The organism is Flavobacterium algoritolerans, from assembly GCF_030010385.1.
GTDB classification, from domain to species: domain Bacteria; phylum Bacteroidota; class Bacteroidia; order Flavobacteriales; family Flavobacteriaceae; genus Flavobacterium; species Flavobacterium algoritolerans.
The window spans coordinates 1,082,636-1,102,852 of sequence record NZ_JASCRZ010000001.1 but is presented as its reverse complement, the minus strand read 5'-3'; the positions used below and the strand labels follow the sequence as shown (position 1 = coordinate 1,102,852).

Sequence of the window (20,217 nt, the reverse complement as noted above, 5' to 3'; positions counted from 1 at the left end):
GGCTTTTTTATTTTATATCTTAAATTTTTCTTTTTAAAAAAACCAAGTCGCCACAAAAATTGCTGTAATCACACAAATTACATCTACTATAAGCATCGTTCCTAATGCATAGCGTGTGTTTTTAATGTTCACAGAGCCAAAATAAACGGCTATCACATAAAAAGTACTCTCGGCACTGCATTGAAAAATACTTGCCAATCTAGCCGTTAAAGAATCCGCACCAAAAGTATTCATCGAGTCAATCAAAAATCCTCTTGATCCGGCAGAACTAAAGGGACGAAGCAACGCAACCGGTAAAGCGTCTGTAATTTCCTTACTTACTCCCATATTTGAAAAAATGAAAGCAATCCAATCGCTAATAATTTCAAACAAACCACTGTTTCTGAATAAAGAAATAGCTACCAGCATTCCCAAAACATAAGGAAAAATAGTCACTCCGGTTTTCACACCATTATTAGCTCCCACTACAAAACTTTCAAAAACTGTAGTAGATGCTTCAGTAAATTTTTTCTCATGAATAAACGAAAAGATCAAGGTAAAGGCAATTATTCCGATTAATATTAAAGCAGAAAGATTAGAGGTGAAATAGTTTTTTCCAATTAAATCCAAATGATTTACATACATCAACAAACCTACAATGGCAGCTATTAATGTCATCAATACAATCACCAAAGAAGCACTTTTGAAATTGATTTTTTGTTTGATTCCAACAATTAAAAAGGCAGCAATTGTACCAATAAAAGAAGTGATAATACAAGGCAACATCACATCAGCGGGATTACTCGCATTTGCAGCAGCACGATATCCTATAATAGAAGTAGCTATCAAAGTAAGACCTGATGCGTGCAAACACATGAACATAATTTGTGCATCACTTGCTTTGTCTTTCTCTGGATTTATCTCTTGTAAACTCTCCATGGCCTTTAGACCAAAAGGAGTTGCAGCAGAATCCAATCCTAAGAAATTTGCAGCGAAATTTAAAGTCATATACGAAATGGAAGGATGGTTTTTGGGAATACTAGGAAACACTTTTACAAAAACAGGACTCAATGCTTTAGCTAATTTTCCAGAGGCTCCTGAAATGATTAAAAGCTCCATCAATCCACAGAAAAAAGCCAAATAGGCCATCAGCGGAAGGATTAATTCCAGTAAAGTACTTTTACACGTTGGCAATAAACCATCTGATTTTTGAACACCGCTATATATTTTTACGGTTTTATTTTTATAGACATAAGTCGTATCCGCATTTAGCGTATCACGATTGATAATCATGGTTTGTTCAGGTGCTTTCTTGATGCTGTCTTTAATAAAAGCAGGAAGTTGCTCTGCGAATTTCTCCGAAACCAGAATTGGATCATCTTTTTTTCCGTTCAAAACGTGGTCAATCGTATAATTGTCTCCAGAAAACAAACTAAATACTACAAATACAATTGCTGAAATAAAAATGACCAACCAAAATCTACTCAATACCATAATTTATAATTTTTGTAAATGTAATAAATCAATTGCAATGACAATGACAGAATGCTTACACATGAATAATCTCGTCCTCAATTAACAATTCTTCCCTGCGTAATCTCAGGAAAATCTGTGCCACGGCTATCGTGTCTTTTTCACAATAGGTTACGATTCTATCAATATCCTTGTCTACATAAAAAACATGTCCTACTTGACTGCCGTCGATGTCGCCTTTTGGAGAAGGGATTCCAAGGACTTTACACATCAATTTTAAAGAAGTAAAATGTTTGTAATCGCCAAATTTCCATAACTCCAAAGTGTCTAAATGTGGGATTTCCCATGGTTTTTTTCCAAATAAATTCAACTTGTTAGGAATGGCAATTTGATTGATAATCATGCGTCGGGCAAGGAACGGAATATCGAATTCCTTGGCATTGTGCCCACACAAAACATGTTGAGGCTGATTGAAATGATTGTTCAACAAATTATTAAAATCCAACAACATTTTCTTTTCTTCTCCAAAAAAAGAAGTCACTCTAAAATTTCGAATATCGCCTTTGATAGTAAAATAACCCACGGAGATGCAAACGATTTTACCAAACTCGGCCCAAATCCCCGCTCGGTCATAAAAATCCTCCGGCGTGTATTCGTCTTTGCGCTGGTATTGGGTTTTGTGCTCCCAAAGGTCTTTCATTTCAGCATCTAATGCATTAAAATCTTCGGCTTCCGGAACAGTTTCTATATCGAGAAACAGAATGTTATTGAGGTTTATTTTTTCTATCATCAGCTAGATTTGTTAGATTTTTTGACTTCTTAGATTTTTAGATTAAATACAAAAACCTAAATTAGTAAACTTGATCGATTTTTTTAAATCTGAGACAATCTAAATTTCTAACAATCAAAGAAATCTAAGAAGTCTATTTTTAAAAAAGACTTTGTTGTGTGGTTGGATTCTCATGTTCCAACAACCATTTTTTGCGCCATAAACCACCCGCATATCCTGTTAAGGAACCATCTGTTCCAATGACCCTGTGACACGGAACGACAATCCAAAGCGGGTTTTTCCCATTAGCAGAAGCCACAGCTCGAATAGCTTTAACGTCACCCAGTTTTTTGGATAAATCCATATAGCTGCAGGTTTTCCCAAATGGAATTTCGAGTAATCCTTTCCAAACTTTTTGTTGGAATTCAGTACCTTTTGGATTCAGTGCAAAGTCAAAATCGGTTCGTTTCCCCTCAAAATAATCATTGAGTTGCGTAACGGCTTCTTGCACAACAGCATGAATTGTAGTTGAAATTTCTCCTTCTTCCGAAACTGAAATTACAGATATTCCATTTTCATCACCAATGATTGTAGCGATTCCTAAAGGCGTTTTGATGTATGCTGTTTCCATATTTTAAAGATAAAAAAATTAACCACATTGTTTCTAAAGAAGCAAGAAAGTTCAGAAATAAATACGCTCAAACAGTTTTAGGCATAAAAAAACCATCCGCAGAGACGAATGGTTCTTGTATTTTAGCCCCGATAGCAGCGACATCTCCCGATTTAGAAATACAAGGCTTTTTAGCCGTAGTTTTTATTTATCGGGAATACAGCGTAGAGCGGGATTAGCTCCGGATACTGAAGCAAGTTCAGTATAAATTATTTCAAATTTGAATATACGTAAGCTTCTAAAGCTTTCAATTCGTCATCAGACATAGCTTTTGTAACGGCGAAGTTTGTTTTCATAACTTCATACTGGCTTGGGTCAACAATAGGCTCACCTTCACCTTTTAAAAACGTTACGATGCTTGCGTTTTTATCTTTATAAATCTTAGCAATATCCTGCAGACTTGGTCCTATCACTTTCTTGTCTACTTGATGACAGGCAACACAATTTCCTTTTCCTTTGAAAATCTCCTCTCCTAATTCCTCTGGAGTTTGGGCAACTTCTTCGGCAGTGGTTGGGTATAAAGGTTCTTTTTTGACTTCTTCTTTTTTACAAGAAGCAAAGGCTAAAACGGCAAATAAAAACAACGTCTTTCTCATGTTAATTTCTTTAATTATAAGTATCTAAATTGCAAAATTACCAACCAACATACTTGGGTGGTTGAATTCCATTCAGGTTCAAATATACTAAAATTTGCGCTCTGTGATGGGTAACATGATCTTGCATCAAGTTGAGTATTTGTAATTTTGATTTTGGACCAGCAAAAAAATCTACTTTTTGGGACAGTTCAATATTATTGGTTTTTTGTACAAATGTCTTTGCTTTATCAAAAGAGGCTTTTATTTCTTGGACGATTTGCGCTTTTGAAAGTCCTTTTACCGCTTCTTTTTTCACATATTTCTCTTCCGAAAAATGTGTTGTGCCCAACCAATTCATGTTGTCTTGTATGTGAAATAATTGTTCTCTAAACGACATTTCACGTTCAGCAGGTTTATAATCATATTTATCTTCCGGCATAGCTTCTGCAACGGCTACTAAATAATCTTTGGAATTATCCCATTTTTCGATGAAAGTGGAAACCACCTCAACTTGTGCAAAAATGTTATTGGAAAGCAATAAAACCGCTATTATTAAATATTTTTTCATTTCTATTTATTTAAAAGTATTGCAGCTTCTTTAGCAAAATAAGTCGAAATTAAACTGGCTCCAGCCCGTTTGATACACATTAATTGTTCCATCATAATTTTATCATGGTCTAACCAACCTCTTTCGGCAGCAGCTTTAATCATCGCATATTCTCCCGAAACGTGGTATACCGTTACCGGAACATTTACGGCATTTTTGACTTCACGAACGATGTCTAAATACGCAATTCCGGGTTTTACCATAACCATATCAGCGCCTTCTTCCACGTCCCACAACGCTTCTTTGATGGCTTCGATGCGATTCGCATAATCCATTTGATAGGTTTTCTTGTCTTTAGGAATTTCAGTTGCATCGACAGGAGCGCTGTCTAACGCATCACGAAATGGTCCGTAAAATGCAGAAGCGTATTTAGCAGAATAACTCATGATACCCACATTGTGAAAACCGGCAGCGTCAAGACCTTCGCGCAAACGCAACACGCGTCCGTCCATCATGTCCGATGGCGCTACAAAATCGGCACCCGCTTGCGCATGAGAAACAGCCATTTTCACCAAGGCTGCATTCGTCGAATCATTTTCTACATCACCATTTGCAATTATTCCGTCATGACCATAAATGGAATACGGATCCAAAGCTACATCAGGCATTACAATCATTTCGGGACAAGCGGCTTTGATGGCACGAATGGCATTTTGCATTAATCCATCTTGATTCCAAGCTTCTTTTCCTGTATTGTCTTTTAAATTCTCGCTTACTTTTACATAAATATTCACCGCACGAATTCCCAATGCAAATATTTCTTTGACTTCTTCTACCGTTAAATCAATCGAACGACGAAATATGCCTGGCATCGAAGGAATTTCTACTTTGTAGTTTTCACCTTCTGCAATAAACATAGGAAACATAAAATCCGCTGGACTTAAACTGGTCTCACGAACTAAACTTCTAATGGATTCGTTCGTTCTTAATCTTCTGCCTCTGTGTAATGGGAACATATGATTTATGATTTTAGATTGCTTCGCCAATTCGAGCAAAGCTCTCGGGTTACGATTGCTGATTTATAATTTAAAACGAATTGGTGATAACAGAAAATCTGAAATCAAAAATCGTTAATCATCAATCTGCAATCCAATTTCTTGGATTCTCTAATACGTTTACTAATTTTTCTTCTTCGCTTCCAGCTTCTGCATGATGATCGTAAACCCATTGCACATGCGGCGGTAAACTCATCAGGATGCTTTCGATTCTTCCGTTGGTTTTTAGTCCAAATAAAGTGCCTTTGTCGTGCACCAAATTAAACTCCACATAACGACCACGACGAATTTCCTGCCACGTTCTTTGCTCTGAAGTATACGGTAAATCTTTTCTTTTTTCTACGATGGAAACATACGCTTGCAGAAAACTATTGCCAACTTCGGTTACAAAGTTGTACCAATCTTGCATACTCATTTCATCGGTTGCTTTGCAATAATCGAAAAACAATCCACCAATTCCACGTGCTTCATTTCTGTGAGCGTTCCAAAAATAGGCTTCGCATTGTTTCTTGTATTTTGGATAAAACTCCGGATTATGTTTGTCGCAAGCGGTTTTACAGGTTTGATGAAAATGAATTGCATCTTCTTCAAACAGATAATATGGGGTTAAATCCTGTCCGCCACCAAACCATTGCTGAATCACATTTCCGTTATCATCGTACATTTCGAAATAACGCCAGTTCGCATGAACCGTCGGTACCATTGGATTTTTTGGATGCAATACCAGACTCAGTCCGCAAGCAAAAAAATCAGCTTCACCTACATTGAACATTTTCTGCATGGCTTCCGGTAATTTCCCGTGAACTGCTGAAATATTGACACCGCCTTTTTCGAAAACAGTCCCGTTTTCTATCACGCGTGTTCTTCCTCCTCCACCTTCCGGACGTTCCCAAAGATCTTCACGGAATTTAGCTTGACCTTCAACTGCCTCTAATCCTTTACAGATTTGATCTTGAAGGTTTTGTATGTAAGAATAAAATTGTTCTTTCATTATAAATTAGTTTTCAGTAATGGTTTTCAGCTACAAAAATGGAAACCGAAAACTTTGACTGTGACTGACTACTGATTGTATTCCTTCACGGCATCAATGAACGCTTTTGCGTGATCAACTGGAATATTTGGTAAAATTCCGTGACCTAAATTCACGATATATTTATCTTTTCCGAATTCGTCAATCATTTCATGAACCATTTTCTTGATTACAGGAATTGGAGATAATAATCTTGATGGATCAAAATTTCCTTGTAATGTGATATTTCCACCAGACAAGTATCTTGCATTTCTTGGAGAACAGGTCCAGTCAACACCAAGTGCAGAAGCTCTACTTTTTCCCATTTCATTTAATGCAAACCAACATCCTTTTCCGAAAACAATTACCGGTGCATCATCTGCCAATGCTTCAATGATTTGATTGATGTATTTCCAAGAGAATTCTTGATAATCAACCGGAGAAAGCATTCCACCCCAAGAATCAAAAATTTGCACGGCGTTTACTCCCGCTTTTACTTTTTCTTTCAAATATAAAATAGTGGTATCCGTGATTTTTTGCAATAAAACATGAGCTGCTTCTGGATGTTGGAAACAAAATCCTTTGGCCATATCAAAACTTTTAGAACCTTTCCCTTCTACTGCATAACACATAATTGTCCAAGGAGAACCTGCGAAACCAATTAACGGCACCTCATCATTCAACATTTCTTTGGTCAATTTGATAGCGTCAAAAACGTATCCTAATGTTTCATTAACATCAGGAACGATTACTTTCTCCACGTCTTGAATCGTACGAATTGGATTTGGCAAAAACGGACCAAAATTTTCTTTCATCAACACTTCAATTCCCATTGCTTGCGGAATTACCAAAATATCTGAGAACAAAATCGCAGCATCAGGAGCAATTCTTCGTATTGGTTGTACGGTGATTTCAGCAGCTAATTCCGGAGTTTGACAACGGGTAAAAAAATCATATTTATCACGCAAAGCGATGAATTCTGGTAAATATCTTCCGGCTTGACGCATCATCCAAACTGGTGGACGTTGTACTGTTTCTCCTTTTAGTGCTCTTAAAAATAGGTCGTTCTTAATCATATATTTAAATTTTAGCAGATTGCTAGATGCTTTCCGTTTTATAATATTCAATAACTTCCTCAATCACCTCTTCGATAGTTGGTATTTCGGCAATTACTATGTTTTTAATTTTCTTTGTTTCTAATGCTGATGCTGTAGTAGTGCCTATGCAAAAACAAACTTCATTCTTGATTTTATTATTTGTCAAATAACTTTCAACGCCAGATGGGCTAAAAAATAGAATTCCGTCAAAATTTTCTTGGTCTGATATTTTAAAAGGCGCAAGTGTTGTTTGATACACTTCGATTTCATTAAAAGTTATTCCTGCGCTTTTTAATGCTTCAGGCAACGTTTCTTTACGCAAATTTCCGCTCAAAAAAGTATAGCTTTCCTTATTGTAAATTAAAGTGATTATTTCGGCTAATTCAGAGGCGTAATCCAAATAAACGTCTACTGTAAAGCCATGCGATTCGAGTAATTCCTTGGTTTTAATACCAACACAAAAAACAGGTTTCGTCTTTAAAACTTCCCAACCGTTTTGTTCAATCAAACTTAAAACAGCATTTTGGCTGCTAAAAATTAAGTTGTTGTTGATGGTCTTCAGTTCAAAAAGATTGTTTTTAATTTCGATGAAATCTTGTTCTAAAAGATCAAAATTAGCGTCAAGAAATACTTGCCTCTGTTCTGCCGACAATGTTCTAGTGGATAAAATGCTTGTTTGGCTCATTACTTCTTCAAATTAATTTTAATTGCTGTCATCAATTCTGCTCCGCCATTTTCTGAAATTTCTTTGGCACAATAAAAGCCTAATTTCTTCCATTCTTGCATCGGAACGGTTTTTTCTATTTCGATTTTTTGCTTTCCATCGATAGAAAACAAAACCCCTTTAAACAAAATATCATCTTCCACAAAAACTGCTAAAGCGCCTATTGGTGCCGTACAACCGCCCTCGAGTGTTTTTAAAAACTGTCTTTCAATATGTGTACAAACTTCGGTATCAATATCGTTAAGTTCGTTTAGCGCTTGTCTGCAAAATTCATCATTTGCCATTGCAACAACTACCATAGCACCTTGAGCCGGCGCCGGAATCATCCAATCCAAATCAATATAATTGGAAGGTTTCAAGTTGATTCTCTCCAATCCTGCTGCCGCAAAAACAGCTCCGTTCCAATCGCTTTCATGCAATTTCTGCATTCTTGTATTGACATTTCCACGCAAATCAACTACGTTGTGATTGGGATATTTATTGAGCCATTGTGCCTGACGACGCAAACTTCCTGTGGCAATTGTACCTGCTCCATTAAGAAAATCAAGGTTGCCTTTGTGTACCAAAATATCCAACGTATTGGCTCTTTCCAGAACAGCTGCCTGAACAATTCCGATAGGCAAAGCTGTAGGAACATCTTTCATGGAATGAACCGCAATATCGACCTGACCATTAATCATGGCAATATCGAGCGTTTTAGTAAAAATTCCTGTGATTCCTAATTCGTAAAGTGGTTTGTCGAGAATGATATCTCCTTGTGATTTTACCGCTATAATTTCGGTTTTATGGCCTAAATCATTTAGTTTTTTTTCGACGGTGTGGGCTTGCCAAAGCGCGAGTTCGCTATCGCGGGTTCCTATGCGTATCGTTTTGCTCATTATTTTGTAATAGCTCCTATTTTGAAAACTTTCTCAATCCATTCTATACTTTCGTCTACCATAGTATCGTCGTCTTTCAAATGATTGGCAAAGTGAGTCGTTATTTTTTGGATAATTCTGTTGCTGATTATTTCGGCTTGCTCTTCATTGAAATTTGAAATTTTCTTGCTTTGAAAATCCAATTCAGATGTTTTTATCGCATTCAATTTTGCTTTTAAAGCATTGATTGTTGGTGCAAATTTTCTGCCTTTGGTCCAAGTAATAAATTCTTCTTTAATTTCTTCGATGATGGCTTCAGCAGCAGGAATGTGTTTTTTTCTGTTTTCTAAAGTTTCGTCCGTAAGTTGCGACAAATAATCCATGTGAATCAGCGTAACGCCTTCAATTTCTTCTACATCTTCATGCACGTTTTTCGGAATCGATAAATCCAAAATCAACATTGGTTTTTTCAAATTCAGAATTGCTTTGTCAATAGTAGGATTTTGCGCGCCGGTTGCTACCACAACAACATCTGCTTTTTGCAGCTCCAAATGCAGTTCAGAGTAATCTTTTACGATTAGGTTCAATTTTCCGGCTAACTTTTCTGCCTTCTCTTTGGTTCTGTTGATTAAGGTAATATGTTCGTTTTTAGTATGCTTTACTAAATTTTCACAGGTATTTCTACCAATTTTTCCAGTACCAAACAAGAGGATATTTTTGTTTCCAATGTCTTGCACATTGTTGATAATGTAACGAACTGCCGCAAAAGAAACTGAAGTAGCGCCTGAGCTAATCTCTGTATCGGTTTTTATTTTTTTACTGGCTTGGATTACGGCATTCACCAATCGTTCCATAAAAGCATTGGCTAAACCCAATGATTTTGATTGTGAAAAAGAATTTCTTATTTGTGCTATAATTTCGAAATCACCCAGAATTTGACTGTCTAAACCCGTTCCTACGCGAAACAAGTGACTAATTGCTTCTTGATTTTTATAAACAAAACCTACCTTTTGAAATGATTCAACAGAGCCTTGACTATTCTCACAAATTAATTTTATTAATTGAAACGGATGTTCCGCATAACCGTAAATTTCAGTACGGTTGCAGGTAGAAGTGACTATTAAACTCTCTATTCCTTCATTCTTAGCTTGTTCCAGCAAACGCGTTTTTGCAGCAGCGTCTAAACTAAACTTACCTCTAATCTCAGCATCTGCTTTTTTATAGCTTAATCCAACTGCGTAAAAATAGTGATGCTTTGATGTGTTATTGTTTTCCATATTTGCACTTTTCCAGAAAGTGGAACAAAATTATCACTATAGTATTTATAAAAGTAACGCTAGAAGTTCTTTTTGTATCGCTAAGTGATTTTTTAGTTCCAATTGCTTATTTTATTGTAAAAAATTCTATTTTTGTAGTGAAATCAAGTTGTTTGAATCATCCTATTTAGAGCTGTTCTAAATAAAAGAGTCTGATAAATATCATTTTCATATTAAAAAAATATCGCTATGGGTTCTCAGGAAATTATAAAAATTGAGGATGATTTTACGCTCATTCGCTTTCAAAATGACAGTGTTGATGCCTTTAATGCACAACGCGAAGTAGATAGCGGACTGATTCAGTTTCACTTTGGAATCAAAGGAAAAGCCAAATTCATTTTCAACCAAGGCAACTATGCTTTGGAACTGAAAGAAGAAAAATCATTGCTTTTGTACAATCCACAAAAAGAACTGCCTTTGAATCTGGAATTAGCTCCAAATTCTTGGGTGATATCCGTGATTATTTCCATCAAAAAATTTCATGCTTTGTTTTCTACAGAAGCAGATTATATTACTTTTTTGAGTGCCGACAATAAGGACAAAAAATATTATAACGAAGGAAATATCAGTCCATCGATGGCAATTGTTTTGTCGCAACTGTTCCATTACAGCTTGCATCCGTCGATAAAAAACCTGTATTATAAAGGTAAGGGATACGAACTATTGAGCTTGTATTTCAATAGAACCGAAGATCCTAATGCAGAACAATGTCCGTTTTTAATTGATGAGGACAATGTAATGAAGATTAGAAAAGCCAAAGAAATCATCATTGCAAACATGGCCGAACCGCCAGGATTACAGGAATTAGCCGATGAAATAGGCTTGAATTTAAAGAAACTAAAAATGGGTTTCAAACAAATTTATGGCGATACGGTTTATGGATTTCTATTTGACTACAAAATGGATTTTGCCCGAAAATTACTGGACAGCGGCTCTTATAATGTAAACGAAGTAGGATTGAAAATTGGATACAGCACCGGAAGTCATTTCATAGCGGCATTCAAAAAGAAATTTGCCACCACGCCAAAGAAATATTTAATGTCAATCAACCCAAATATGCAGTAACCAATTGATTTCTTATATTAAACAATAAATAAAAAATAGTTAATCGCAATTTATAAAAAAGTAAGTTTATTTACTTTTGTGCCAACAAAAAAAGATAACATGAAAGGTGTATTATTAGTTAATTTAGGTTCTCCGGAAAGTCCAACTCCAAAAGATGTAAAACCATATTTAGATGAATTTTTAATGGACAAATACGTAATTGACGTTCCGTTTTTGTTGCGAGCATTATTAGTTCGTGGGATAATTTTACAAACAAGACCTAAAAAATCAGCTGCTGCTTACGCAAAAATATGGTGGGACGAAGGTTCTCCGCTTGTCGTTATTTCCAAAAGAATGCACGCCAAAGTAAAGCAATTAGTTGATATTCCGGTTTCCCTAGCGATGCGTTATGGAAATCCGTCTTTATTGTCCGGTTTACAAGAATTGCATGATAAAGGCGTGAATGAAGTGCTGCTTTTTCCATTGTATCCACAACATGCGATGGCATCTACAACTACAATATTAGAACTAGCCGAAGAATTGCGTAAAAAGCACTTTCCGGAAATGAAATTTACCATTGTTCCTGCATTTTATAACAAACCTGATTATATAAAAAACTTAGCCGATTCTATCAAAGGCCATTTAGAGGGTTTTGATTACGATCATTTATTATTCTCGTATCACGGAATTCCAGAGCGTCACATTCGCAAGACAGACATCACCAAATCACATTGTAAAATAGACGGTTCTTGTTGCAACACGCCTTCGCCGGCACATGAATTTTGCTACCGTCACCAATGTTACGAAACCACAAAACAAGTGGTAAAATTATTGGGAATCCCAGAAGGAAAATACAGCCAGACCTTTCAATCGCGCTTAGCGGGGGACAAATGGTTGACACCGTACACGGATGTTGAAGTAAACAAAATGCCCGAAAAAGGAATTAAAAAACTTGCCGTTGTAACACCTGCGTTCGTATCCGATTGCTTGGAGACTTTAGAAGAAATTGCCATGGAAGCCAATCATGAATTCAAAGCTCATGGTGGTGAAGAATTTTTAGCCATTCCATGTTTGAACGACAGCGACGATTGGTGCAAAACAGTAAGCAATTGGATTTCAAATTGGTCCAACGCTTCTTCATCCGTTAAAGTTGACTCTGAAAAAATTAACGCTTAAATGGCTGTTACCGCCGATGAGTTAGGAACTCAGGACATCAAAAAACTCTTGATAAAACAAGCCGTTCCCTCTTCTATTGGAATTTTATTCATGTCGGTTAATATTTTAATTGACACCATTTTTGTTGGGCAATGGATTGGTTCTTTGGCCATTGCGGCGGTAACCGTAGTTTTGCCTATCACGTTTTTGATTTCTTCTTTGGGAATGGCGATTGGTGTGGGCGGAGGCTCTGTACTTTCCAGAGCATTAGGTGCCAATCACAAGGAAAAAGCATTGCATACTTTTGGCAATCAAATTATGATGACTTTTTTATTAGCATCTGTTTTTGTGCTATTTGGTCTTTTTTTCAGCGACGAAATGCTGATGCTTTTTGGCGCGAAAGGAGCCATAATGGAACCCGCCAAAGAATTTTTTATACCTATAATTATAAGCGTTCCGTTCTTGGCACTTTGCATGATGGGGAACAACGTGATTCGGGCCGAAGGCAAAGCAAAGTTTGCAATGGTCGCCATGATAATCCCTGCATTTATAAACATTTTACTAGACATTATTTTTATAAAATACCTGAATTTAGGAATGTTTGGTGCTGCTTTGGCTACAGCCATATCCTATTTCACGTGCTTTCTATTTGTGTTTTGGTTTTTTTATTTTAAAAGTGAACTACAACTAAAAGCCAGACATTTCAAATTCAATATTCCTATTGTAAAGGAAATAACCGAATTGAGTTTTGTGACTTTCTCGAGACAAGGAGTCGTGAGTATTTTAGCCATAATCCTGAATCATACATTATATACTTATGGCGGCGAACATTCCGTTGCTATTTATGGAATTATAAGCCGAATGTTGATGTTTGCCTTATTTCCAATTCTGGGAATTACACAAGGATTTCTGCCCATCGCCGGTTTTAATTACGGTGCGGGAAATTATGAAAGAGTCAAAGAAAGTGTGCTGCTTTCAATAAAATACGCTGCTTTTTTAGCCACCGTTATTTTTGTGGTTATCCTAATTTTTGCCAAACCTATAGTCGCTATTTTTACTACAGATCCACTCGTGATTACCCAAACTCCGGAAGCGTTGCGCTGGGTTTTTGCGGCTTCGCCAATCATAGCGGTACAACTTATTGGTGCGGCTTATTTTCAAGCGGCGGGAAAGGCAAAAAAAGCATTGCTTTTGACCTTAAGCAAACAAGGGTTTTTCCTGATTCCGTTAGTGCTGATTCTACCAAATTTTTTAGGTATTTTTGGAGTGTGGATTGCATTCCCGATTGCTGATATTTTATCAACGCTACTAACTGGCTATTTTCTAAAAAAAGAAATGAACACAAAACTGATTCAAACTAACGATGGAATACTATAATTACCTTAAATCGCTGCACCTCATCTTTGTAATCACATGGTTTGTAGGTCTATTTAATATTGTTCGACTATTTGTTTACCAAATAGAAGCGGCAGATAAACCCTCGCCTGAAAAAGAAATTTTACAAAAACAATTTAAAATAATGACCTACCGCATGTGGTACATTATCACCTGGCCTTCGGCTATTTTAGCAAGTATTTTTGCTTTTTGGATGCTTTTTTTTACAGATTTAGGACAAGCTTGGTTAAAAATGCCTTGGATGCATGTAAAACTTGGCTTTGTATTTGTGTTGTATTTATACCATGTAAAATGCCATCAAATATTCAAGCAATTGCAACATAATCAAGTCAACTACACCTCTAATTTCATGCGCTTATGGAACGAAGGTGCAACAATAATCCTTTTTGCAGTCGTTTTTTTAGTTATTTTAAAAAATGCTTTCAACTGGATTTATGGCGTAATAGGAATAATTTTGTTTTCTGTTTTAATCATGCTTGGGTTTAAATTTTATAAAAAAATAAGAGAAAGAAATCAATCTTAATATGTTTAAAAGCTTCAAAATATCAATGCTTTCGTTACGAATCAGGATTTTCCTTTCGATGATTGTATTGATAATCATGGCGTCCGTTTTGTTAGCTTCTATTTCTATTATTCAGTTTAAAAACGAAGCCAAAGAATACCACCAAGAGCGCTTAGAACGGAAAGAAGATGCAATAAAAGAACATATAAATTATGTGCTTTCGACTACTACATATCCTTTGACAACGGAGAATTTAGGTTTGATTTTTAAAGATAAAATTCACGAACTGGCACAAATTCACAGTATTGAAATTAACATTTACAGTTTAGACGGAAAATTGCTAAAATCCTCCAAAGAATCATTTTCTGTAGATAAAGTCGCTCCGCCAATTCCTAAATACATTTTAAAACTGGTTCGCTCTTCGATTGAAAAAAGATACGTGGACATTAAAACTATTGACGGCAACAAGAATCGTTCTGCTTTCAGTCAAATCAAAGACGATAAATTCAAACCGTTGGGAATCTTAAATCTTCCATACGTTGAAGACGACGGTTACTATGAAAATGAATTAAAAAGCTTTCTAATTCGCCTGGGACAAGTGTATTCCTTTATGCTTATCGTTGCGTTTGCATTGGCCTATTTCCTTTCTTCGTACATCACTAAATCGTTGAAAACAATCTCAGATAAGTTAAGCGAAACGAGTTTGAATCAAAAAAATGAGAAAATTGTTTTGGAAGCCAGTAGCAAAGAGATTAATCTTTTGATAAAAGCGTACAACGGAATGGTGGATGAACTAGAGAAAAGTGCCATCAAACTAGCGCAAAGCGAACGTGAAGAAGCTTGGCGCGAAATGGCGAAACAGGTGGCTCATGAAATCAAGAATCCGCTTACGCCAATGCGACTAACAGTGCAGAGCTTTCAGCGAAAATTTGACCCGACTGATCCCAATGTAAAGCAGAAAATGAATGACTACTCCGAAACTTTAATCCAGCAAATTGATACAATGAGCGCGGTGGCTTCGGCTTTTTCGAATTTTGCATCGATGCCGGCACAGCAAAATGAAACCTTAAACGTGGTGGAAGTAGTAGAACTTGCCATGGATATTTTCAACGAAGAATACATTGAATTCCAAAGTGATTCTCCCGAAATTATTTCGAAAATTGACCGAACACAACTCATTCGAATCATCACAAATTTAGCAAAGAATGCCATTCAGTCCATTCCGGAACAGCAGGAAAATAAGTCTATTGTCGTATCGGTAAAAAAAGAACTAAACAACGTTTTAATTACCGTTGCCGATAACGGAATTGGCATTCAGCCCAAGGACATCGACCGTATATTCGAACCAAAATTCACCACCAAAAGCAGCGGAATGGGTCTTGGTCTCGGTATTATAAAAAACATTATCGAAAATTATAAAGGAACGATTACCTTTGAAACTGAATTTGGAAAAGGAACTACTTTTATTGTCTCACTCCCAATAATTAACTCTTAAAATTACAATTATGAATTACGAAAACATTTTAATTGCAACTGAAAACAACATCGCAACGATTACTATTAATCGTCCTACAAAACTAAACGCTTTGAATGTTGCAACCATTTCTGATTTGAACAAAGCCTTCAAAACATTAGGGAAAAATGATGAAATTCGTGCTATTATTCTAACTGGAAGTGGTGAAAAAGCGTTTGTGGCCGGAGCTGATATTTCTGAATTTGCTAATTTTTCGATTGAAGAAGGAACGCAATTGGCGGCAGAAGGACAAGAGAAATTATTTGATTTTATAGAGAATTTAAAAACTCCGGTAATTGCAGCGGTCAATGGTTTTGCATTGGGTGGCGGGTTAGAACTGGCGATGGCGTGTCATTTTAGAATCGCTTCGGAAAATGCAAAAATGGGATTGCCTGAAGTTTCACTGGGTGTAATTCCGGGTTACGGAGGAACACAACGTTTGCCACAATTAATAGGAAAAGGACGTGCGATGGAAATGATTATGACCGCAGGAATGGTAACTGCACAAGATGCGTATAGAACTGGATTAGTAAATCATGTTGTTCCTGAAGCTGAACTTTTAGACTACTGCCTGAACCTTGCAAACAAAATAATCAAGAATTCTCCTTACGCCATTGGCAAAGCCATAAAAGCAGTCAATGCTAATTTCAAAGAAGGAAAAAATGGCTATGAAGCCGAAATAAAAGCCTTTGGAAAATGCTTTGGAACAAAAGATTTTAAGGAAGGTACAACCGCCTTTTTAGAGAAAAGAAAAGCAGTGTTTACCGGGAAATAATAACAAAAGAGAGCCACATTGGTTCTCTTTTTAGTTTACAAGTGCTAATCCTTTAAAATAATCTTTCCTCAAAAAGAGATTGTTTGGCTTACAACACTTAATTTTACAGACCCGTTTCGGAATATAACACCATCTAAAATCAAACTTATGTCCTTCCAACCTGTATTTGTACTTTTCTGGGAAAAGGTAAAAGAAAGTATCGAAAACCATACGTACGCCAAACTAACGCTTGCTAAAACCATTGGTGATACGGAACTGAAAAATATTTATGTGCGTCCCGTTTTACTGGAGAATGACGTATTCAGTCTTTCGGTTACGGCGCGGTATAAAACCGAAGAAATAGAAAGTTTCCATTCGCTTGACGAAGCCTTTATTATATTGGCTCCGTATATGAACAACCCGTTTTTGACCGCTTTGTTGTTTACAACGGAAAATGACATCACCTTTAAACTGAATAAAAAAAGAGTGGGAAGTATTATTGAGCAAGCACCCACTTTTAAAAACGCTTCAGATGTGATTTTGGAAATGAAAGAAAAAGGAATTTAAAATTAGTGGTCAGTGAACAGAATTTAGTGATCAGTTCATGGTTTATGTGTAAAACAAGACTGAAATCGATTTTTTTTGGAGTACAGCGGTACAATTTCAACGTCAACAAACTGAATACTAAAAACTGAACACTCTTACTTACTTTTCCCCTTCACATTCCGCATAAAACTGTGCCAGAAATCCTTCCATGTAACGGTGCCTTTCTTGCGCAATTTGTTTTCCGGCCTCGGTATTCATCTTGTCTTTCAAAAGCAATAACTTTTCGTAAAAATGATTGAGCGTTGGAGAATCATTCTTCTTATATTCTTCCTTTGTCATACTGGAATTTGGAGCGATTTTAGGGTCATAAAGCGCTCTATTTTTAAATCCGCCATAATTGAACGTTCTGGCAATTCCAATGGCGCCAATCGCGTCTAAACGATCTGCATCCTGAACTACATCCAATTCTATGGATGAGAATTTCTTTTCGAAATTACCACCTTTGTATGAGATGTTTTCAATGATATTTACCACATGAGCGATGATTTCTTCGTCAACATTTTCTGATTCTAAAAATTCACGCGCTACTCTTGGTCCAACGGTTTCATCACCATCATGAAACTTACTGTCGGCAACATCATGAAGCAAAGCTCCAAGTTTTACAACAGTTGCATCACAAACTTCATTTTTTGAAATCAGAACAGCATTTTTAAACACTCTTTCGATATGGAACCAGTCGTGTCCGCCTTCGGCATTTTCTAGTTTTTCTTTTACAAAAAGAATCGTTTTGCTTATTAAATCAGGGTTTATCATTGTTTATTTTATTTTAAAAAAAATGTTGAAATTCAAAGTTCTCCAACTTCAAAATTCAACATTTTTATTCTTTATTTAGAACTCAAAAATCTATCGTACTAAAGCTGGCTCCACCCATTTAAAGATGTGTGATTCTTGTGGAATTACTAATCTTTCTGATATTTTTGCCATTCTTGCTGGTAATTTCATCAAGTAATCACGGGCTTTTTCTGCTTCATCGGTCAAACCGGAAATTTTGTCAATTTCCCATTTGTCAATTAATTTTTGCATGATATCCACATAATCTGCTGCGGTATAAACCCCAATACGTTGTGCCGAATCAGAAAACTGTTCGAAAGCAGTACTGATTTTTTCACCGGATTCTCTCAAGAAATGCGCAGGCATAACGATTTTTGCTTTCATCATGTATTGAAACGCAAGCATCATTTCACTTGGATCAACTTGAAAAATACGGTTTACAAATTCGCTGTACGCATGATGATGACGCATCTCGTCACCAGCAATCATTTTACACATTTTAGACAATTTGTTGTCCCCATATTTCTTAGCCATTTGAGCTACTCTGTTATGAGAAACGTAAGTCGCTAATTCTTGAAAACTGGTGTACACAAAATTTTTGTATGGATCTCTTCCGGTTCCAATATCAAAACCATCGTTGATCAAGTGTTGCGTTGTCATTTCTACTTCGCGCATGTTCACACGACCTGATAAATACAAATATTTGTTCAGTAAATCACCATGACGATTTTCCTCCCCAGTCCATTGTCTGATCCATTTAGACCAACCGTTACGCTCTACATTATCAATTCCATCTACATCCATTAACCAGGATTCGTAAGTTGGTAAAGCTTCCTCAGTAATGGTATCACCTACTAAAGTCACCCAGAAATCATAAGGTAATTCTTTTGCAATTTCACGTAATTCTTTCACCTCATCAAAAAAAGTATCGCTTTGGGAATTAGGCAAAAAATCTGTTGGTTGCCATATTTTTTCCACTGGAATTAGATACTGATCGACAAAGCTGTCTACGTTTTTTTCCAAAAACTGCATTACTTCTAATCGAATGTTTTTTATTGACATTATATATAAATTAAATTTTTATTCCTTGAACAACTGCTTTTTCTGTTTGTGCGATTAAGTCAGCAAAAGCATAATCTTTAACCGCCAATGGTTTATGAACTACAAAGGTAAGGCGATTTCCTAAACCTAAAGGGAAAAACCCGTATTTAACTATTTTCCAAGAATTGTTTATGCTTACTGGAACTACGTATGCCGAGGGCGCATACTTACATAAAATTTTCAACCCGCTTTGTGCAAACTCTTTTGGTTTACCCGTCTTGCTTCGTGTTCCTTCCGGAAAAATAACTGCGGAACGGTTGTTTTTTTCAATATATTCAGACAATCCTTTGATGGCTGGAATGGCTTGTTTGGGGTCTTTACGATCGATAAGAACAGAGCCTCCATGACGTAAATTAAACGATACACTTGGGATGCCTTTTCCTAATTCTTTCTTACTGACAAATTTACAATGAAATCGGCGGAAAAACCAAATCATAGCAATAATATCATACATACTTTGATGATTAGACACAAAAATCAGAGGAACATTTTTTGGAATGCTTTCTATGTTTTCAAATTTGTACGTTGTTCCCAAAAGATTCGTGCATCTCAGTAAGAAAAAATTCAAATAGTCGACACTTTTTTTATGGGCTTGATAACCAAAAACATTGAAGCAAACCCACTGAATTGGATGAAAAATAACCAATGTTAGACCGAAACATAAATAATAAATTACGGAAATGGGATACGAAATTAGTTTTTGCATGCTTTAAAAATTTGCTACAAAAGTAAGAAATATATTTTTAGCGGTATTTAAATCCGAAACAATATACAGGCTCAACGTTTAATCGTAACTTTGCATGTTAAAATCTATGTCTTTTTTCTATTAAAATGAACTTCACTTACCCAAAAAACGAAAAGCTAAAAAGTAAAATAACCATTGGATTATTGTTTACCGAAGGGAAATCAGTATCCAAATATCCGTTGCGATTGGTGTATAAAGCTGGTTCTTTTGGCAATCCCGAAGTGTCGGGAGAAAAAATAAAAATGGGCGTTTCAGTTTCAAAAAAGAATTTTAAGAAAGCCGTAGACCGTAATTATTTCAAACGAGTACTGCGTGAAACCTATCGCCTGAACAAACACCTATTAATCGACAATCTGGACCAACCGTATTCCTTTATGTTTTTTTATCAAACGAAGGACCGATTGACGTACGAGGAAATTAATACCAAAACCATTCAATTGTTTGAGAAGTTTATTGCTCAAAATATTAAAAAACCAGAGTCAGAAAGCGATTCTATTTCTGAAATTTAAACATTTGATATATTCTAATTAAACAAAGTTGCGTTTAGATTTAGTCCTACC

23 protein-coding genes are annotated in these 20,217 nt (G+C 36.1%); 9 read left to right on the top strand and 14 right to left on the bottom strand.

The features are described from left to right. Positions 1–33: 33 nt before the first annotated feature. The 3 genes from QLS65_RS04780 to QLS65_RS04770 all read right to left on the bottom strand — a co-directional run bounded on the left by QLS65_RS04780 (position 34) and on the right by QLS65_RS04770 (position 2,852). The gene (locus QLS65_RS04780; protein ID WP_282715571.1) at positions 34–1,473 is read right to left on the bottom strand and encodes a nucleoside recognition domain-containing protein; all 1,440 of its coding nucleotides are present in this window, start codon (positions 1,471–1,473) and stop codon (positions 34–36) included. 55 nt (positions 1,474–1,528) lie between these two features. Beyond that, positions 1,529–2,242 (bottom strand): 3'-5' exonuclease, encoded by a 714-nt coding sequence (locus tag QLS65_RS04775; RefSeq protein WP_282715570.1) that lies wholly within the window; start codon positions 2,240–2,242, stop codon positions 1,529–1,531. A gap of 139 nt (positions 2,243–2,381) precedes the next feature. After that, entirely contained in the window at positions 2,382–2,852 is a 471-nt protein-coding gene (locus QLS65_RS04770; RefSeq protein WP_282715569.1) for a methylated-DNA--[protein]-cysteine S-methyltransferase, read from the bottom strand. Between QLS65_RS04770 and QLS65_RS04765 the strand changes: the two genes are divergently transcribed. Then, positions 2,840–3,070, top strand: coding sequence for a hypothetical protein (locus QLS65_RS04765; protein ID WP_282715568.1), 231 nt, complete (start codon positions 2,840–2,842; stop codon positions 3,068–3,070). The genes QLS65_RS04770 and QLS65_RS04765 overlap by 13 nt on opposite strands. A 30-nt stretch (positions 3,071–3,100) precedes the next feature. Here the strand turns inward: QLS65_RS04765 and QLS65_RS04760 are convergent, their stop codons facing one another. From QLS65_RS04760 to hemA, 8 genes are all read right to left on the bottom strand, one after another. Next, a complete protein-coding gene (locus tag QLS65_RS04760) occupies positions 3,101–3,487 on the bottom strand; it encodes a c-type cytochrome (RefSeq protein ID WP_282715567.1) in 387 nt (128 codons plus the stop codon). 37 nt (positions 3,488–3,524) lie between these two features. After that, entirely contained in the window at positions 3,525–4,034 is a 510-nt protein-coding gene (locus QLS65_RS04755) for a DinB family protein (RefSeq protein WP_282715566.1), read from the bottom strand. 2 nt (positions 4,035–4,036) lie between these two features. Continuing rightward, positions 4,037–5,029 carry a porphobilinogen synthase gene (gene hemB / locus QLS65_RS04750; RefSeq protein WP_282715565.1) on the bottom strand — a complete coding sequence of 331 codons (993 nt, stop codon included), beginning with the start codon at positions 5,027–5,029 and terminating at the stop codon, positions 4,037–4,039. Positions 5,030–5,150: 121 nt separating this feature from the next. After that, positions 5,151–6,059: an oxygen-dependent coproporphyrinogen oxidase gene (gene hemF, locus QLS65_RS04745; protein WP_282715563.1), complete on the bottom strand. Its 909-nt coding sequence runs from the start codon at positions 6,057–6,059 to the stop codon at positions 5,151–5,153. A gap of 68 nt (positions 6,060–6,127) precedes the next feature. Beyond that, positions 6,128–7,153: a uroporphyrinogen decarboxylase gene (hemE, locus tag QLS65_RS04740; RefSeq protein ID WP_282715561.1), complete on the bottom strand. Its 1,026-nt coding sequence runs from the start codon at positions 7,151–7,153 to the stop codon at positions 6,128–6,130. A gap of 22 nt (positions 7,154–7,175) precedes the next feature. Next, the gene (locus QLS65_RS04735) at positions 7,176–7,859 is read right to left on the bottom strand and encodes a uroporphyrinogen-III synthase (protein WP_282713253.1); all 684 of its coding nucleotides are present in this window, start codon (positions 7,857–7,859) and stop codon (positions 7,176–7,178) included. Beyond that, entirely contained in the window at positions 7,859–8,779 is a 921-nt protein-coding gene (hemC, locus tag QLS65_RS04730) for a hydroxymethylbilane synthase (protein WP_282713343.1), read from the bottom strand. The genes QLS65_RS04735 and hemC overlap by 1 nt, the downstream gene beginning before the upstream one ends. Next, a complete protein-coding gene (gene hemA, locus QLS65_RS04725; protein ID WP_282713252.1) occupies positions 8,776–10,032 on the bottom strand; it encodes a glutamyl-tRNA reductase in 1,257 nt (418 codons plus the stop codon). The genes hemC and hemA overlap by 4 nt, the downstream gene beginning before the upstream one ends. 228 nt (positions 10,033–10,260) lie before the next feature. Here hemA and QLS65_RS04720 point away from each other — a divergent pair, with 228 nt between their 5' ends. The 7 genes from QLS65_RS04720 to QLS65_RS04690 all read left to right on the top strand — a co-directional run bounded on the left by QLS65_RS04720 (position 10,261) and on the right by QLS65_RS04690 (position 17,001). After that, positions 10,261–11,136, top strand: a complete 876-nt coding sequence (locus QLS65_RS04720) for a helix-turn-helix domain-containing protein (protein ID WP_099713906.1) — start codon at positions 10,261–10,263, stop codon at positions 11,134–11,136. A gap of 99 nt (positions 11,137–11,235) precedes the next feature. Continuing rightward, a complete protein-coding gene (hemH, locus tag QLS65_RS04715; RefSeq protein WP_282715558.1) occupies positions 11,236–12,291 on the top strand; it encodes a ferrochelatase in 1,056 nt (351 codons plus the stop codon). Then, positions 12,292–13,647, top strand: coding sequence for an MATE family efflux transporter (locus QLS65_RS04710; protein WP_282715556.1), 1,356 nt, complete (start codon positions 12,292–12,294; stop codon positions 13,645–13,647). After that, on the top strand, positions 13,634–14,188 hold the full coding sequence (locus QLS65_RS04705) for a CopD family protein (RefSeq protein ID WP_282715554.1): 555 nt from the start codon (positions 13,634–13,636) through the stop codon (positions 14,186–14,188). Before QLS65_RS04710 ends, QLS65_RS04705 begins: the two co-directional genes overlap by 14 nt. A 1-nt stretch (position 14,189) precedes the next feature. Next, complete coding sequence (locus QLS65_RS04700) at positions 14,190–15,662, top strand: ATP-binding protein (RefSeq protein WP_428831868.1); 1,473 nt, start codon at positions 14,190–14,192, stop codon at positions 15,660–15,662. A gap of 10 nt (positions 15,663–15,672) precedes the next feature. Next, positions 15,673–16,455: an enoyl-CoA hydratase/isomerase family protein gene (locus QLS65_RS04695; protein WP_282715552.1), complete on the top strand. Its 783-nt coding sequence runs from the start codon at positions 15,673–15,675 to the stop codon at positions 16,453–16,455. A gap of 147 nt (positions 16,456–16,602) precedes the next feature. Beyond that, a complete protein-coding gene (locus QLS65_RS04690; protein WP_099713912.1) occupies positions 16,603–17,001 on the top strand; it encodes a hypothetical protein in 399 nt (132 codons plus the stop codon). Between the two features lie 138 nt (positions 17,002–17,139). Here the strand turns inward: QLS65_RS04690 and QLS65_RS04685 are convergent, their stop codons facing one another. The 3 genes from QLS65_RS04685 to QLS65_RS04675 all read right to left on the bottom strand — a co-directional run bounded on the left by QLS65_RS04685 (position 17,140) and on the right by QLS65_RS04675 (position 19,618). Next, positions 17,140–17,793, bottom strand: coding sequence for an HD domain-containing protein (locus QLS65_RS04685; RefSeq protein WP_282715550.1), 654 nt, complete (start codon positions 17,791–17,793; stop codon positions 17,140–17,142). A gap of 90 nt (positions 17,794–17,883) precedes the next feature. After that, positions 17,884–18,873 (bottom strand): acyl-ACP desaturase, encoded by a 990-nt coding sequence (locus QLS65_RS04680; protein ID WP_099713914.1) that lies wholly within the window; start codon positions 18,871–18,873, stop codon positions 17,884–17,886. Between the two features lie 10 nt (positions 18,874–18,883). Then, entirely contained in the window at positions 18,884–19,618 is a 735-nt protein-coding gene (locus QLS65_RS04675; RefSeq protein WP_282713245.1) for a lysophospholipid acyltransferase family protein, read from the bottom strand. Between the two features lie 125 nt (positions 19,619–19,743). Here QLS65_RS04675 and rnpA point away from each other — a divergent pair, with 125 nt between their 5' ends. Continuing rightward, positions 19,744–20,166: a ribonuclease P protein component gene (gene rnpA, locus QLS65_RS04670; RefSeq protein ID WP_282715547.1), complete on the top strand. Its 423-nt coding sequence runs from the start codon at positions 19,744–19,746 to the stop codon at positions 20,164–20,166. The last annotated feature ends 51 nt before the right edge of the window (positions 20,167–20,217 follow it).

Excerpts from the sequence above, each read along its gene's own strand:
- QLS65_RS04780 (WP_282715571.1), bottom strand. The coding sequence starts at position 1,473 with ATGGTATTGAGTAGATTTTGGTTGGTCATTTTTATTTCAGCAATTGTA.
- QLS65_RS04775 (WP_282715570.1), bottom strand. The coding sequence starts at position 2,242 with ATGATAGAAAAAATAAACCTCAATAACATTCTGTTTCTCGATATAGAA.
- QLS65_RS04765 (WP_282715568.1), top strand. The coding sequence starts at position 2,840 with ATGCTGTTTCCATATTTTAAAGATAAAAAAATTAACCACATTGTTTCT.
- QLS65_RS04770 (WP_282715569.1), bottom strand. The coding sequence starts at position 2,852 with ATGGAAACAGCATACATCAAAACGCCTTTAGGAATCGCTACAATCATT.
- QLS65_RS04760 (WP_282715567.1), bottom strand. The coding sequence starts at position 3,487 with ATGAGAAAGACGTTGTTTTTATTTGCCGTTTTAGCCTTTGCTTCTTGT.
- QLS65_RS04755 (WP_282715566.1), bottom strand. The coding sequence starts at position 4,034 with ATGAAAAAATATTTAATAATAGCGGTTTTATTGCTTTCCAATAACATT.
- hemB (WP_282715565.1), bottom strand. The coding sequence starts at position 5,029 with ATGTTCCCATTACACAGAGGCAGAAGATTAAGAACGAACGAATCCATT.
- hemF (WP_282715563.1), bottom strand. The coding sequence starts at position 6,059 with ATGAAAGAACAATTTTATTCTTACATACAAAACCTTCAAGATCAAATC.
- hemE (WP_282715561.1), bottom strand. The coding sequence starts at position 7,153 with ATGATTAAGAACGACCTATTTTTAAGAGCACTAAAAGGAGAAACAGTA.
- QLS65_RS04735 (WP_282713253.1), bottom strand. The coding sequence starts at position 7,859 with ATGAGCCAAACAAGCATTTTATCCACTAGAACATTGTCGGCAGAACAG.
- hemA (WP_282713252.1), bottom strand. The coding sequence starts at position 10,032 with ATGGAAAACAATAACACATCAAAGCATCACTATTTTTACGCAGTTGGA.
- QLS65_RS04720 (WP_099713906.1), top strand. The coding sequence starts at position 10,261 with ATGGGTTCTCAGGAAATTATAAAAATTGAGGATGATTTTACGCTCATT.
- hemH (WP_282715558.1), top strand. The coding sequence starts at position 11,236 with ATGAAAGGTGTATTATTAGTTAATTTAGGTTCTCCGGAAAGTCCAACT.
- QLS65_RS04710 (WP_282715556.1), top strand. The coding sequence starts at position 12,292 with ATGGCTGTTACCGCCGATGAGTTAGGAACTCAGGACATCAAAAAACTC.
- QLS65_RS04705 (WP_282715554.1), top strand. The coding sequence starts at position 13,634 with ATGGAATACTATAATTACCTTAAATCGCTGCACCTCATCTTTGTAATC.
- QLS65_RS04700 (WP_428831868.1), top strand. The coding sequence starts at position 14,190 with ATGTTTAAAAGCTTCAAAATATCAATGCTTTCGTTACGAATCAGGATT.
- QLS65_RS04695 (WP_282715552.1), top strand. The coding sequence starts at position 15,673 with ATGAATTACGAAAACATTTTAATTGCAACTGAAAACAACATCGCAACG.
- QLS65_RS04690 (WP_099713912.1), top strand. The coding sequence starts at position 16,603 with ATGTCCTTCCAACCTGTATTTGTACTTTTCTGGGAAAAGGTAAAAGAA.
- QLS65_RS04685 (WP_282715550.1), bottom strand. The coding sequence starts at position 17,793 with ATGATAAACCCTGATTTAATAAGCAAAACGATTCTTTTTGTAAAAGAA.
- QLS65_RS04680 (WP_099713914.1), bottom strand. The coding sequence starts at position 18,873 with ATGTCAATAAAAAACATTCGATTAGAAGTAATGCAGTTTTTGGAAAAA.
- QLS65_RS04675 (WP_282713245.1), bottom strand. The coding sequence starts at position 19,618 with ATGCAAAAACTAATTTCGTATCCCATTTCCGTAATTTATTATTTATGT.
- rnpA (WP_282715547.1), top strand. The coding sequence starts at position 19,744 with ATGAACTTCACTTACCCAAAAAACGAAAAGCTAAAAAGTAAAATAACC.